Genomic DNA, 14879 nt, shown 5'->3' with positions numbered 1-14879 from the left:
CTTTTTGCAACGCGAAATGCTGGGTTAAATGGGTAGGGCGCCTTTCACGCTGCAAATGCGTTGTCTGCGCCCCTCAACCCCGGTCACTTACTGATGTAAGCTCCCGGGGATGTCGGGTCTTGACGCTTTTTTGCAACGCGAAATGCTGAGTTAAATGGGTGGGGCGCCTTTCACGCTGCTAATGCGTGGTCTGCGCCCCGCTCGCGCTGCGCTTACCAGGGCTATAGTTGCCAGGTAACCCGGCTAAGCGAAGCGCCGCCGGGTTCTTCCTTGGTCATGCTCCGCTTATTGGGGCTACGGCTTAATGCTTTTCCCAACCGGTCTGCTGGGCGCTAAAGCCGAGCGCCTGCATAAAGGCCGCCATCACGCCGCGGTCTTCCACCCCGCGGTCGGCGACGCGCCAGCTATTGATCGCCGGGTTATCACGCAATGTCTCTTCCACTAAATATTGCCCGACGCCGCGGCGGCGGGTCACTTCACGCACGCACAGATCGCTGAGCTCACCTTCGACGCCGCGCAGGGTAACGCGCACAGCGCCCAACAGGCGCTCGTTAAAGCGAGCGGCATAGAGACGATGGTTTTCATCCAGGGTCAGCGTCGACAGATCCTGCGACGGCCAGATTTTCCCCAGATCAATGCGATCCTGATCGCTGAAGTGCTGTAAACGGATAATAGTCAGTTTCATGGGCGGCAAGTCCAGTGCAAAACAGAGGCGCCAGTGTACCCAAAATTGCTGTCTGGCGGAGCGCTGTTTTTTGCGCAGACATCAGGGGATTCGTTTTCCTGGCGTTGTTGGGGTAGCGCAATCCGTCATGGATCGAAAAATAAGCAGGATTTTAACCTAATGTGCAGCGTTTTATTCCGCCTTATGTATCGTTATTTTATGCTGCCGCATGGACTTTTTTTTGTTTATCTTCAGCAAAATACAGAATATTATCTTTGCTTAATCGACTGAAAAATAGAGATTTTAATCTGTTTTTTAGTGAAAAGCTGCGCTAAACCATTAAACTCAATGGTAAAAATGGCGTTGTTTAATAAAAGCACAGAATGCTTTTTAACCATAAAAATACAAAACATTTACACCACATCACGAACGGGGTTCTGCAGCATGAAAAGGAACGCGAAAACCATCGTCGCGGGCATTGTCGCATTAGCGATGTCGCACGCGGCGATGGCCAAGGATATTAAGGTCGCCGTGGTCGGCGCGATGTCGGGTCCGGTGGCCCAGTGGGGCGACATGGAGTTCAACGGCGCGCGTCAGGCGATTAAAGACATCAACGCCAGCGGCGGTATTAAGGGCGACAAGCTGGTGGCCGTCGAATATGACGACGCCTGCGATCCGAAGCAAGCGGTCGCGGTGGCCAACAAAATCGTCAACGACGGTATTCAGTACGTTATCGGCCACCTGTGCTCCTCTTCCACCCAGCCGGCTTCCGATATCTATGAGGATGAAGGCATCCTGATGATCTCCCCGGGAGCGACCAACCCGGAGCTGACCCAGCGCGGCTATCAGTACATCATGCGTACCGCCGGCCTCGACTCCTCGCAGGGGCCGACCGCGGCGAAATATATCGTCGAGAACGTCAAACCGCAGCGTATCGCCATCATTCATGACAAGCAGCAGTACGGCGAAGGGCTGGCGCGTTCGGTGCAGGACAACCTGAAAAAAGCCGGGGCCAACATCGTCTTCTTTGACGGCATCACCGCGGGCGAGAAAGATTTCTCCGCGCTGCTGGCGCGCCTGAAGAAAGAGAACATCGACTTCGTCTATTACGGCGGTTACTACCCGGAAATGGGCCAGATGCTGCGCCAGGCGCGCTCCGTGGGGCTGAAAACCGTGTTTATGGGGCCGGAAGGGGTCGGCAACGCCTCGCTGTCCAATATCGCGGGCGCCGCGGCGGAAGGGATGCTGGTGACGATGCCAAAACGCTACGATCAGGACCCTGCCAACAGCGCCATCGTCAACGCGCTGAAAGCGGAGAAGAAAGATCCGAGCGGGCCGTATGTCTGGATCACTTACGCCGCGGTTCAGTCGCTGGCGCAGGCGATGGACAGAACCGGCAGCCAGCAGCCGCTGGATTTAATCAAAGATTTGAAAGCGCACGGGGCGAAAACCGTGATTGGGCCGCTGACCTGGGATGAAAAAGGCGATCTGAAGGGATTTGAGTTTGGTGTCTTCCAGTGGCACGCCGACGGCTCTTCGAGCGCGGCGAAATAAGCGCTGAAGATGAGTTATCCCTCCGCCCGCGATCCGCGGGCGGTTTGAAAAAGGTTACCTTATGTCCGAGCAGTTTCTCTATTTTCTGCAGCAGATGTTTAACGGCGTCACGCTGGGCAGTACCTACGCGCTGATCGCCATCGGCTATACGATGGTGTACGGCATTATCGGCATGATCAACTTCGCCCATGGCGAGGTCTACATGATTGGCAGCTATGTCTCCTTCATGATCATCGCCGCGCTGATGATGATGGGTATCGACACCAGCTGGCTGCTGGTCGCCGCCGGCTTCGTGGGCGCCATTGTGATTGCCAGCGCCTACGGCTGGAGCATTGAGCGCGTGGCCTATCGGCCGGTGCGTAATTCCAAGCGTCTGATTGCGCTGATCTCCGCTATCGGGATGTCTATCTTCCTGCAGAACTACGTCAGCCTGACCCAGGGCTCCCGCGACGTGGCGCTGCCGAGCCTGTTTAACGGCCAGTGGGTCGTCGGCCACAGCGACAGCTTCTCCGCGACGATCACCACCATGCAGCTGGTGATCTGGGTGGTGACCTTTATCGCCATGCTGGCCCTGACGCTGTTCATTCGCTACTCGCGGATGGGGCGCGCCTGCCGCGCCTGTGCCGAAGACCTGAAAATGGCGAGCCTGCTCGGCATTAACACCGATCGCGTCATTGCCCTGACCTTTGTCATCGGCGCAGCGATGGCGGCGGTGGCGGGCGTGCTGCTGGGTCAGTTCTACGGCGTGATTAACCCCTACATCGGCTTTATGGCCGGGATGAAGGCCTTCACCGCCGCCGTGCTCGGCGGTATCGGCAGTATCCCCGGCGCGATGATCGGCGGCCTGATCCTGGGTATTGCCGAGGCGCTCTCTTCTGCCTATCTCAGCACCGAATATAAGGACGTGGTTTCCTTTGCGCTGCTGATTCTGGTGCTGTTAGTGATGCCGACCGGCATTCTGGGCCGCCCGGAGGTGGAAAAAGTATGAAACCGATGCAAATTGCAATGGCGCTGCTCTCTGCTGCGATGTTCTTCATTCTGGCGGGCGTCTTTATGGGTGTGCAGCTGGAGCTGAACGGCACCAAACTGGTGGTGGATACCGCCGCCGATATTCGCTGGCAGTGGATCTTCATCGGCACCGCGGTGGTCTTTTTCTTCCAGCTGCTGCGGCCGCTGTTTCAGAAAGCGGTTAAGAACGTCTCCGGGCCGAAGTTTATTATGCCGGCGATTGACGGCTCGACGGTGAAGCAGAAGTTGTTCCTGATAGCCCTGCTGGTGATTGCCGTGGCCTGGCCGTTTATGGTGTCGCGCGGTACGGTGGATATCGCCACCCTGACGATGATCTATATCATTCTCGGCCTCGGGCTGAACGTGGTGGTCGGCCTTTCCGGCCTGCTGGTCCTGGGCTACGGCGGGTTCTACGCCATCGGCGCGTATACCTTCGCGCTGCTGAACCACTATTACGGTCTCGGCTTCTGGACCTGTCTGCCGCTGGCCGGCCTGGTCTCCGCGGCGGCTGGCTTCCTGCTTGGCTTCCCGGTGCTGCGTCTGCGCGGCGACTACCTGGCGATCGTGACCTTAGGCTTCGGCGAGATCGTGCGTATTCTGCTGCTCAACAATACCGAAATCACCGGCGGGCCAAACGGCATCAGCCAGATCCCGAAACCGACCTTCTTTGGCCTCGAATTCAGCCGCAGCGCCCGCGAAGGCGGCTGGGATACCTTCAGCAACTTCTTCGGCGTCAAATACGATCCCTCCGACCGGGTCATTTTCCTCTATCTGGTGGCGCTGCTGCTGGTGGTGCTGAGCCTGTTCGTTATCAACCGCCTGCTGCGGATGCCGCTGGGGCGGGCGTGGGAAGCGCTGCGTGAAGATGAGATCGCCTGTCGTTCGCTGGGCCTGAGCCCGACGCGCATCAAGCTGACCGCCTTTACCATCAGCGCCGCGTTTGCCGGCTTCGCCGGGACGCTGTTCGCCGCGCGCCAGGGCTTCGTCAGCCCGGAATCCTTTACCTTCGCCGAGTCCGCCTTTGTACTGGCGATCGTCGTGCTGGGCGGGATGGGCTCGCAGTTCGCGGTGATCCTGGCGGCTATTCTGCTGGTGGTGTCGCGTGAGCTGATGCGTGACTTTAACGAATACAGCATGTTAATGCTCGGCGGCCTGATGGTGCTGATGATGATCTGGCGTCCGCAGGGGCTTCTGCCAATGACGCGCGTGCAGTTGAAGCTGAAAAACGGTCAGGCGAAAGGAGAGCAGGCATGAGTCAGCCATTATTATCCGTCAGCGGCCTGATGATGCGTTTCGGCGGTCTGCTGGCCGTCAACAATGTGTCGCTGGAGCTCAAAGAGCGCGAGATCGTCTCGCTGATCGGCCCCAACGGCGCCGGGAAGACCACCGTCTTTAACTGCCTGACCGGTTTTTACAAGCCCACCGGCGGCACCATTCTGCTGCGCGACCAGCATCTGGAAGGGCTGCCGGGCCAGCAGATTGCCCGGATGGGCGTGGTGCGGACCTTCCAGCACGTGCGCCTGTTCCGCGAAATGACGGTGATTGAAAACCTGCTGGTGGCGCAACATCAGCAGCTGAAAACCGGGCTCTTCTCCGGCCTGCTGAAAACGCCGGCCTTCCGTCGGGCGCAGAGCGAAGCGCTGGACCGCGCGGCCACCTGGCTTGAGCGTATCGGCCTGCTGGAGCACGCTAACCGGCAGGCCAGCAACCTGGCCTATGGCGACCAGCGCCGGCTGGAGATTGCCCGCTGCATGGTCACCCAGCCGGAAATTCTGATGCTCGATGAACCGGCGGCGGGGCTGAACCCGAAAGAGACCAAAGAGCTGGACGAGCTTATCGCCGAGCTGCGTAACCATCACAACACCACCATCCTGCTTATCGAACACGATATGAAGCTGGTGATGGGCATTTCCGATCGCATCTACGTCGTGAACCAGGGGACACCGCTGGCCAACGGGACGCCGGAAGAGATTCGTAATAACCCGGACGTGATCCGCGCATACCTTGGTGAGGCATAAGATGGAAAACGCGATGTTAACTTTTGACAACGTCAGCGCCCACTACGGCAAGATTCAGGCGCTGCACAACGTCAGCCTGCATATCAAACAGGGCGAGATCGTCACGCTTATCGGCGCCAACGGCGCGGGGAAAACCACCCTGCTCGGCACGCTGTGCGGCGATCCGCGCGCCTCCAGCGGGCGTATTGTCTTTGACGGTAAGGATATTACCGACTGGCAGACGGCGAAGATCATGCGCGAGGCGGTGGCGATCGTCCCGGAAGGGCGGCGCGTCTTTTCGCGAATGACGGTGGAAGAGAACCTGGCGATGGGCGGTTTTTTTGCCGACCGCGATCAGTTCCAGACCCGCATCAAATGGGTGTATGAGCTGTTTCCGCGTCTGCACGAGCGCCGTATCCAGCGCGCCGGCACCATGTCCGGCGGCGAACAGCAGATGCTGGCCATCGGCCGCGCCCTGATGAGCCAGCCGCGTCTGCTGCTGCTGGATGAACCGTCGCTGGGGCTGGCGCCGATCATCATTCAGCAGATCTTCGATACCATCGAGCAGCTGCGCGAGCAGGGGATGACTATCTTCCTGGTTGAGCAGAACGCCAACCAGGCGCTGAAGCTGGCCGACCGCGGCTACGTGCTGGAGAACGGCCACGTGGTGCTGGAGGATACCGGCGACGCGCTGCTGGCCAACGAGGCGGTGCGCAGCGCCTATCTCGGCGGTTAATTCATCGCAACCCGGCGTCGTTCACTTCGCCGGTTTGTAGCCCGGGCGAGGCGCTTGCGCCGACCCCGGGAGCCGATCGCACAACTATTATCCGTGTCTCAGCTCCCACTTTACTTCCCCCGTCCTTTCATCGGCTTGTCATCTCTCTGACCCGTTACTATCTTTTTTTTGTAATAAAAAAGTTATTTTTCTGTAATTCGAACATGTCATGTTACCCCGCGAGCATAAAACGCGTGAAATCGCGCATCCGGCACAACAAGAGAGATAACCGATGATATCGTTACGACATACAGCTTTAGGACTGGCGCTGAGCCTGGCTTTTGCCGGTCAGGCCCTGGCGGTTACCACCATCCCGTTCTGGCACTCAATGGAAGGCGAACTGGGTAAAGAAGTGGATTCTCTGGCGCAACGCTTTAACGCGGCCAATCCTGATTACAAAATCGTTCCGGTATACAAGGGCAACTATGAACAGAGCCTGAGCGCCGGTATCGCCGCCTTCCGTACCGGCAACGCGCCGGCGATCCTGCAGGTGTATGAAGTGGGTACCGCCACCATGATGGCGTCAAAAGCCATTAAGCCGGTCTACCAGGTGTTCAGCGAGGCGGGCATCACGTTTGATGAATCGCAGTTTGTGCCGACGGTCGCCGGGTATTACACCGATTCGAAAACCGGCCATCTGCTCTCCCAGCCGTTTAACAGCTCCACGCCGGTGCTGTACTACAACAAAGACGCCTTCAAAAAAGCCGGCTTAGATCCGGAGCAGCCGCCGAAGACCTGGCAGGATCTGGCGGCCTACACCGCGAAGCTGAAAGCCGCCGGGATGAAGTGCGGCTACGCCAGCGGCTGGCAGGGCTGGATCCAGATTGAGAACTTCAGCGCCTGGCACGGCCTGCCGGTGGCGACGAAAAACAATGGCTTTGACGGCACCGACGCGGTTCTTGAGTTCAACAAGCCGGAGCAGGTGAAGCATATCGCGCTGCTCGAAGCGATGAACAAGAAGGGCGATTTCAGCTACTTCGGGCGTAAAGACGAGTCCACCGAAAAGTTCTATAACGGCGACTGCGCCATTACCACTGCCTCGTCCGGCTCGCTGGCCGATATCCGCCAGTACGCCAAATTTAACTACGGCGTCGGCATGATGCCTTACGATGCCGACGTGAAAGGCGCGCCGCAGAACGCCATCATCGGCGGGGCCAGCCTGTGGGTGATGCAGGGTAAAGACAAAGAGACCTACACCGGCGTGGCGAAGTTCCTCGACTTCCTGACCAAACCGGAAAATGCCGCCGAATGGCACCAGAAAACCGGCTATCTGCCGATCACCACCGCGGCCTACGATCTGACCCGCCAGCAGGGTTTCTATGATAAGAACCCGGGCGCCGATATCGCCACGCGCCAGATGCTGAACAAGCCGCCGTTGCCGTTCACCAAAGGTCTGCGTCTGGGCAACATGCCGCAAATCCGCACCATCGTCGATGAAGAGCTGGAGAGCGTGTGGACCGGCAAGAAAACCCCGCAACAGGCGCTGGATTCCGCCGTTCAGCGTGGGAACCAGCTGCTGCGCCGCTTCGAACAAGCGACCAAATCGTAATCTGTAACTTGCCCGGTGGCGCTGCGCTTACCGGGCCTACGATGTGCCTTATGTAGGCCGGGTAGGGCGTAGCCGCCACCCGGCATTGTTCAGGAACCCAATCTCAATGTCATCATCCCGTCCGGTATTCCGCTCGCGCTGGCTGCCCTATGTCCTGGTCGCGCCGCAGCTGATTATCACGCTGATTTTCTTTATCTGGCCCGCGGGCGAAGCGCTGTGGTATTCGCTACAGAGCGTCGATCCGTTTGGCCTGTCCAGCCAGTTTGTCGGCCTGGATAACTTCGTGGCGCTGTTCCATGACCCGTACTATCTGGATTCGTTCTGGACCACTATCAAATTCAGCGCCCTGGTGACCGTCAGCGGCCTGCTTATTTCGCTCTTTTTCGCTGCGCTGGTCGACTACGTGGTGCGCGGCAGCCGCTTCTATCAGACTCTGATGCTGCTGCCGTATGCCGTGGCCCCCGCGGTGGCGGCGGTGCTGTGGATCTTCCTCTTTAACCCCGGGCGCGGGCTGATCACCCATTTCCTCGGCGAGCTGGGCTACGACTGGAACCACGCGCAGAACAGCGGCCAGGCGATGTTCCTGGTGGTCTTCGCCTCGGTATGGAAGCAGATAAGCTACAACTTCCTGTTTTTCTTCGCCGCGCTGCAGTCGATCCCGCGTTCGCTGGTTGAGGCTGCCGCTATCGACGGCGCCGGGCCAATCCGCCGCTTCTTCAGGCTGGCACTGCCGCTGATTGCGCCGGTGAGTTTCTTCCTGCTGGTGGTCAACCTGGTTTACGCCTTCTTCGACACCTTCCCGGTGATCGATGCCGCCACCGCCGGCGGCCCGGTGCAGGCGACCACCACCCTGATTTACAAAATCTATCGCGAAGGTTTCGCCGGGCTCGATCTTTCCGCTTCCGCCGCGCAGTCGGTGGTGTTGATGTTCCTCGTCATTATCCTGACGGTGGTGCAGTTCCGTTACGTTGAAAGTAAGGTGCGTTACCAATGATTGAGAACCGTCGCGGGCTGACGATTTTCAGCCACACCATGCTGATTCTGGGCATCGCCGTTATTTTATTCCCGCTGTATGTCGCCTTCGTGGCGGCGACGCTGGATAACCAATCGGTGTTCGAAACGCCGATGACGCTGATCCCCGGCGGACATCTGCTGGAGAACATGAAGACCATCTGGGTGAACGGCGTTGGCGTCAACAGCGCGCCGTTCTGGCTGATGATGCTCAACAGCTTCATCATGGCGTTCGCCATTACGGTGGGCAAAATCGTCGTGTCGATGCTGTCGGCGTTCGCCATCGTCTGGTTCCGCTTTCCGCTGCGTAACCTGTTCTTCTGGATGATCTTTATCACGCTAATGCTGCCGGTCGAGGTGCGTATTTTCCCGACGGTGGAAGTGATCGCCAATCTCAACATGCTCGACAGCTACGCCGGGCTTACGCTGCCGCTAATGGCCTCAGCCACCGCCACCTTCCTGTTCCGCCAGTTCTTTATGACCCTGCCGGACGAGCTGATTGAAGCGGCGCGTATCGATGGCGCTTCGCCGATGCGCTTCTTTCGCGACATCGTGCTGCCGCTGTCGAAAACCAACCTCGCGGCGCTGTTCGTCATCACTTTTATCTACGGCTGGAACCAGTATCTGTGGCCGTTGCTGATTATTCAGGATGTGAATCTTGGCACCGCCGTCGCCGGCATCAAAGGCATGATCGCCACCGGCGAAGGTACTACCCAGTGGAATCAGGTGATGGCGGCGATGCTGCTGACCCTGATCCCGCCGGTTGTCATCGTTTTAGCCATGCAGCGCGCATTTGTGCGTGGCCTGGTCGATAGTGAGAAATAAAATGGCTGGTTTAAAACTACAGGCAGTAAGCAAAAGCTGGGATGGCAAAACCCAGGTGATTCAACCGCTGACGCTGGACGTGGCGGACGGGGAATTTATCGTCATGGTCGGCCCGTCGGGCTGCGGGAAATCAACGCTGCTGCGGATGGTCGCCGGACTGGAGCGGGTGACCAGCGGCGATATCTGGATCGACCGCAAGCGGGTCACCGAGATGGAGCCGAAGGATCGCGGCATCGCCATGGTGTTCCAGAACTATGCCCTTTATCCGCATATGAGCGTGGAAGAGAACATGGCGTGGGGGCTGAAGATCCGCGGCATGGGTAAGGGATTGATCGCCGAGCGGGTGCAGGAGGCGGCGCGTATTCTTGAGCTCGACGGCCTGCTCAAGCGCCGCCCGCGCGAGCTCTCCGGCGGCCAGCGCCAGCGCGTGGCGATGGGCCGCGCCATCGTGCGTGACCCGGCGGTATTCCTCTTCGACGAACCGTTGTCAAACCTCGACGCCAAGCTGCGCGTGCAGATGCGTCTTGAGCTGCAGCAGCTGCATCGCCGCCTGAAAACCACCTCGCTGTACGTTACCCATGATCAGGTGGAGGCGATGACCCTCGCTCAGCGGGTGATGGTGATGAATAAAGGCGTTGCCGAGCAGATCGGCACCCCGGTGGAAGTGTATGAGAAGCCGGCCAGCCGCTTTGTGGCGAGCTTTATCGGCAGCCCGGCCATGAACCTGCTGGAAGGGCGCATCAGCGATGACGGCGGTCGCTTTGAGCTGGCGGGCGGCATCCAGCTGCCGACGAATCATGAGCACCGGCGCCACGCCGGGCGTAAAATGACCCTCGGTATCCGCCCGGAGCATTTTATCTTAAGCTCGCAGGCGCAAGGCGGCATTCCGCTGCTGATGGACTCCCTGGAAATTTTAGGCGCCGATAATCTTGCCCACGGGCGCTGGGGCGAACAGAAGCTGGTGGTCAGACTGCCGCACCAGCAGCGCCCGGCGGCAGGCAGCACGCTATGGCTGCATCTGCCTTTGGAACATCTGCACCTCTTTGATGGTGAAACAGGACAACGCGCATGAGTAACTGGCCTTATCCCCGTATCGTCGCCCATCGCGGCGGCGGTAAACTGGCGCCGGAGAACACCCTGGCGGCTATCGACGTCGGCGCTCGCTACGGGCACACGATGATTGAATTTGACGCCAAGCTGTCAAAGGACGGGCAGATCTTTCTGCTGCATGACGATAATCTCGAACGCACCAGCAACGGCTGGGGCGTGGCGGGGGAGCTGCCATGGGACGATCTGCTGAAGGTGGATGCCGGTAGCTGGTTCAGCCGTGAATTTAAGGGCGAGCCGCTGCCACTGCTCTCCCAGGTGGCGGAGCGCTGCCGCCGTCACGGCATGATGGCGAATATCGAAATTAAACCGACAACCGGCCTTGGGCCGCAGACCGGCAACGTGGTGGCCCTGGCGGCGCGGGAGCTGTGGGCGGGAATGACCGCGCCGCTGCTGTCGTCGTTTGAAATCGATGCCCTGGAAGCGGCGCAGGAAGCCGCCCCCGAGCTACCGCGCGGGCTGTTGCTGGATGAGTGGCGTGAGGACTGGCGGGAGTTGACCGCCCGGCTGGGCTGCGTCTCCATTCACCTTAACCACAAGCTGCTGGACGCCGGGCGGGTGGCAAGCCTGAAACAGGCCGGCCTGCATATCCTGGTGTATACCGTTAACAAACCCCAGCGCGCCGCCGAGCTGCTGCGCTGGGGCGTAGACTGCATCTGCACCGATGCCATTGACGTCATCGGGCCCCATTTCCAGCCTTAATGACCGCTGCGCGGCGGCTGGCCTTTACGGGTTGGTCTGCCGCAGCATCCCTCCGTTATTGTTCGGCAGCACCTGCTGCGGCGGATTGAGATTCCCGCCCTGCGCCGCGCGCTGCTGATTGGTCTGCAGCTGGTTTTGCAGATGCTGCTGCTGGGAGCGAGTCTGATTGTTCAGATTCTGCTTCAGCATGCTCTGTTGCTGCTGTTGCTGCACCTTCATCTCATTTTGCATGCGCTGCTGGCTGGGGACCACGTAACCCGGCTGGTTGGGGTTGTTATCAATATTGATTGGCTGGGCTAAAACGCCGAGCGGCATCAGCGCCGCCAGAAATAACATCGCTTTCATGGTTTTCTCCTCCCGTGCGTGGGATCACTTAAGTGTACCTCGAATCCGCCATAACAATGATTTTTTAGGAGTTATCAACCAGGCTTAAGCGGGGAATGAAACCTACCTATCAGGAGTAAGACAATGATAAAAACAACAATCTGGCGTCAGGTGGTCATCGCTGCGTTGCTGGCGGGCGGTAGTTTTACCGTCGCCGCCAGTCCACCGCCGCCGCCGCCGGTCTCTTATGGCGTAGAGGAGGATGTATTCCACCCGGTGCGCGCCCGGCAGGGCATGGTGGCCTCGGTGGATGCGCTGGCCACCCGCGTCGGGGTGGATATTCTGCGCCAGGGCGGCAACGCCGTCGATGCGGCGGTGGCGGTTGGCTACGCGCTGGCGGTCACTCATCCGCAGGCGGGGAATATCGGCGGCGGCGGTTTTATGATGCTGCGGACGAAAGACGGCAAGACTACGGCGATCGATTTCCGCGAAATGGCGCCAGAGCAGGCCACCCGCGACATGTTCCTCGACGACCAGGGTAACCCGGACAGTAAAAAATCGCTCACCTCGCATCTGGCCTCTGGCACGCCAGGCAGCGTGGCGGGCTTCTCTCTTGCCCTGGAAAAATACGGCACCATGCCGCTGAACAAAGTGATCCGCCCGGCAATCAAGCTGGCGGAAGAGGGCTTTATTGTTAACGATGCGCTGGCGGACGATCTGAAGACCTACGGCAGCGAAGTGATCCCGCAGCACGAAAACAGTAAAGCGATCTTCTGGAAGAACGGCGAGCCGCTGAAGAAGGGCGACCGGCTGGTACAGAAGAACCTGGGGAAAAGCCTCGAGCTGATTGCCGAGCACGGTCCGGATGCCTTCTATAAAGGCGCTATTGCCGACCAGATCGCGGACGAGATGAAAAAGCACGGCGGGCTTATCACCAAAGCCGACCTCGCTAACTATAAGGCCGTGGAGCGCACGCCGATTAGCGGCGAATATCGCGGGTATGAGATCTACTCTATGCCGCCGCCCTCCTCCGGCGGGATCCACATCGTGCAGATCCTCAATATCCTCGAAAACTTCGATTTGCAGAAATATGGCTTTGGCAGCGCCGACGCTATGCAGGTGATGGCGGAGGCGGAGAAACACGCCTATGCCGACCGCTCTGAATATCTCGGCGACCCTGACTTCGTCAAAGTGCCGTGGCAGGCGCTGACCAGCAAAGCCTACGCCAAAGCGATTGCCGCCGAGATCGACATCAATAAGGCGAAGCCTTCCAGCCAGATCCGCCCGGGCAAGCTGGCGCCCTATGAAAGCAACCAGACCACCCACTTCTCGGTGGTCGATAAAGACGGCAATGCGGTTGCGGTGACCTATACGCTGAATACCACCTTCGGCACCGGCATTGTGGCGGGGGACTCCGGCATTCTGCTGAATAACCAGATGGATGATTTCTCGGCGAAGCCCGGCGTACCTAACGTCTATGGCCTGGTGGGCGGCGACGCCAATGCGGTGGAGCCGAAAAAACGCCCGCTGTCGTCGATGTCGCCGACCATTGTGGTGAAAGACGGCAAAACCTGGCTGGTGACCGGCAGCCCGGGCGGCAGCCGGATCATCACCACTGTGCTGCAGATGGTGGTCAATACCATCGATTTCGGGATGAACGTCGCAGAAGCCACCAACGCCCCGCGCTTCCATCATCAATGGCTGCCGGATGAGCTGCGGGTGGAGAAAGGCTTTAGCCCGGATACCCTGAAGCTGCTGGAGGCGAAAGGGCAGAAAGTGGCGCTGAAAGAGGCGATGGGCAGCACTCAGAGCATTATGGTGGGGCCGGACGGGATGCTGTATGGCGCCTCCGACCCGCGTTCGCCGGATGATTTAACGGCGGGGTATTGATATGTTGCCCGGTGGCGCTGCTGCGCTTACCGGGCCAACCACTGCACGAACGCAGGTCGGGTAAGGCGAAGCCGCCACCCGGCAACATGCTACTTCATTCTCGCCATATAATATGCATCCACATATTCACCGTTGCGCAGCGCGTAACGCTTGCCGGTGCCTTCGATCTCAAATCCGTGTTTTTTGTACACCGCAATCGCCGGCTTGTTATCGGCGAACACCGTCAGCTCAATGCGGTCAACGCGCAGCCAGTTATCGCACAGGTCGATCATCTCGCGCATCAGCGCGCTGCCGATACCGCGCCCCTGATGGCCGGCGGCAACCGCCATGCCAAAGGTCGCCACGTGGCTGCGACGAGGGCGCGGTTCGACATGGAGCGACAGATGCCCGGTAACCCGATCGTCCAGCGTCGCCACCAGATGGAAGGTATGGGGTTTAGGCTGTAGCTTCTCCTGCCAGGCTTCCATGGCGGGGTAAGGGATCTGTAGCGTGTCATGATAGACCTCCGGGTGCGCCATCAGCATACGTAAAGGTTCAGCATCGCGCGGTTCGGCATGGCGTATCACTATGTCACTCATTCCCTTATCCTCTTTTTGGTGGTTGATTCCCCTTCACCATCTCTGACGGCAGCCGGGGAGTCAATGCCGTTTTTTGCAAAAAAAGATAGACAAGTGCGAATGAGAATGATTATTATTGTCCTGCATTCAGGAAGACCCTTGCGGAAAGCCTGAAAGCACGACATTGCTCACATTGCTTCCAGTATTACTTTAGCCAGCCGGGTGCTGGCTTTTTTTTTGCTGCTACCTCAGGCGCTTTGCGTCCTGGCGGACATCACGCCGTCTTCCGCAACCAGGCCGATGAGATGACTTTTGCTTTCCGCCGCGGCCAGCACCTCGGCGCTGCCGGTGAACTGGCCGCCCTTTTTAATCGCCAGCGAGCGATAGGCGAGGGTGCCATCCAGATTGCCGTGCTCCTCAATGGTGATGCTGTCGCCGCGGCACTGGCCCTGAACCTTGCCATCAATAATCAGCTCACGGCAGCTGATGTTGCCCTCGACCTGACCTTCACGCATCACCTTAATCAGATGTTCTTTCGCCTCAATGTTGCCGGTAAGCTGGCCGTGAATATAGACATGGCCGCTGGCGACAATATTGCCGACGAAATGCACCCCGCTGGCGATGACCGTGGTCTCTTGTTTTTTGCTGGCGACCGCCTGGGGTTCTGGGTTGTTTGCCGGAGGCGTGGCCACTTCTGACGTCTGAGGTTCCGTTTTATTTTTCTTAATAAACATCGCGTTAATTTTGTTCCGTTGGCTATGGAGGAGAAAGGCGACCAGTGCGCAGGCGGCCGCCAGGCGCGCCGGCACGATCGCATCGACAGACCAGGCGATCAGCGCGAGAAGCCAGAAAAAAAGGGCGCCGTTTAAGGCGAGATACTGTTTGTCCATCCGTAGCGGCTGGCTACTCCGTTAGT

Annotated in this window: 15 protein-coding genes; 11 read left to right on the top strand and 4 right to left on the bottom strand. The window is 58.9% G+C overall.

Features of this window, described 5'->3' with window-relative positions; all coding sequences use genetic code 11:
• Window positions 1–301: 301 nt before the first annotated feature.
• Entirely contained in the window at window positions 302–685 is a 384-nt protein-coding gene (gene panM, locus AC6CWS_RS20390; protein ID WP_023291228.1) for an aspartate 1-decarboxylase autocleavage activator PanM, read from the bottom strand.
• Window positions 686–1108: 423 nt separating this feature from the next.
• On the opposite strand from panM, the gene livK reads away from it, so the two are divergent.
• The 10 genes from livK (at window position 1109) to ugpQ (ending at window position 11192) form a co-directional block, all read left to right on the top strand.
• Window positions 1109–2218, top strand: coding sequence for a high-affinity branched-chain amino acid ABC transporter substrate-binding protein LivK (gene livK / locus AC6CWS_RS20385; protein ID WP_048298510.1), 1110 nt, complete (start codon window positions 1109–1111; stop codon window positions 2216–2218).
• Between the two features lie 61 nt (window positions 2219–2279).
• Entirely contained in the window at window positions 2280–3206 is a 927-nt protein-coding gene (livH, locus tag AC6CWS_RS20380; RefSeq protein WP_002920807.1) for a high-affinity branched-chain amino acid ABC transporter permease LivH, read from the top strand.
• Entirely contained in the window at window positions 3203–4480 is a 1278-nt protein-coding gene (gene livM, locus AC6CWS_RS20375) for a branched chain amino acid ABC transporter permease LivM (RefSeq protein WP_004202111.1), read from the top strand. Before livH ends, livM begins: the two co-directional genes overlap by 4 nt.
• The gene (livG, locus tag AC6CWS_RS20370) at window positions 4477–5244 is read left to right on the top strand and encodes a high-affinity branched-chain amino acid ABC transporter ATP-binding protein LivG (RefSeq protein ID WP_023291227.1); all 768 of its coding nucleotides are present in this window, start codon (window positions 4477–4479) and stop codon (window positions 5242–5244) included. Before livM ends, livG begins: the two co-directional genes overlap by 4 nt.
• A gap of 1 nt (window position 5245) precedes the next feature.
• A complete protein-coding gene (gene livF / locus AC6CWS_RS20365) occupies window positions 5246–5959 on the top strand; it encodes a high-affinity branched-chain amino acid ABC transporter ATP-binding protein LivF (protein WP_004145133.1) in 714 nt (237 codons plus the stop codon).
• Window positions 5960–6230: 271 nt separating this feature from the next.
• The gene (gene ugpB, locus AC6CWS_RS20360) at window positions 6231–7547 is read left to right on the top strand and encodes a sn-glycerol-3-phosphate ABC transporter substrate-binding protein UgpB (protein WP_065883165.1); all 1317 of its coding nucleotides are present in this window, start codon (window positions 6231–6233) and stop codon (window positions 7545–7547) included.
• 106 nt (window positions 7548–7653) lie between these two features.
• Window positions 7654–8541: a sn-glycerol-3-phosphate ABC transporter permease UgpA gene (gene ugpA / locus AC6CWS_RS20355; protein WP_032454247.1), complete on the top strand. Its 888-nt coding sequence runs from the start codon at window positions 7654–7656 to the stop codon at window positions 8539–8541.
• Entirely contained in the window at window positions 8538–9383 is an 846-nt protein-coding gene (gene ugpE / locus AC6CWS_RS20350; protein ID WP_008806976.1) for a sn-glycerol-3-phosphate ABC transporter permease UgpE, read from the top strand. Before ugpA ends, ugpE begins: the two co-directional genes overlap by 4 nt.
• A gap of 1 nt (window position 9384) precedes the next feature.
• Window positions 9385–10455, top strand: a complete 1071-nt coding sequence (locus AC6CWS_RS20345; RefSeq protein ID WP_023291224.1) for a sn-glycerol-3-phosphate import ATP-binding protein UgpC — start codon at window positions 9385–9387, stop codon at window positions 10453–10455.
• Complete coding sequence (gene ugpQ, locus AC6CWS_RS20340; protein ID WP_065883163.1) at window positions 10452–11192, top strand: glycerophosphodiester phosphodiesterase; 741 nt, start codon at window positions 10452–10454, stop codon at window positions 11190–11192. The genes AC6CWS_RS20345 and ugpQ overlap by 4 nt, the downstream gene beginning before the upstream one ends.
• A 24-nt stretch (window positions 11193–11216) precedes the next feature.
• Here the strand turns inward: ugpQ and AC6CWS_RS20335 are convergent, their stop codons facing one another.
• A complete protein-coding gene (locus AC6CWS_RS20335) occupies window positions 11217–11537 on the bottom strand; it encodes a DUF2756 family protein (RefSeq protein ID WP_023291222.1) in 321 nt (106 codons plus the stop codon).
• Between the two features lie 123 nt (window positions 11538–11660).
• On the opposite strand from AC6CWS_RS20335, the gene ggt reads away from it, so the two are divergent.
• A complete protein-coding gene (gene ggt, locus AC6CWS_RS20330) occupies window positions 11661–13406 on the top strand; it encodes a gamma-glutamyltransferase (protein ID WP_065883161.1) in 1746 nt (581 codons plus the stop codon).
• Between the two features lie 89 nt (window positions 13407–13495).
• Here ggt and yhhY read toward each other — a convergent pair whose 3' ends face one another.
• Window positions 13496–13972, bottom strand: a complete 477-nt coding sequence (gene yhhY / locus AC6CWS_RS20325; protein ID WP_072096665.1) for an N-acetyltransferase — start codon at window positions 13970–13972, stop codon at window positions 13496–13498.
• Window positions 13973–14211: 239 nt separating this feature from the next.
• Complete coding sequence (locus AC6CWS_RS20320; protein ID WP_065883159.1) at window positions 14212–14853, bottom strand: bactofilin family protein; 642 nt, start codon at window positions 14851–14853, stop codon at window positions 14212–14214.
• Window positions 14854–14879 lie beyond the last annotated feature (26 nt).

The organism is Klebsiella sp. M041, from assembly GCF_059759695.1.
The sequence above is the reverse complement of the archived record's forward strand: the minus strand, read 5'-3'. Positions and strand labels throughout refer to the sequence as shown.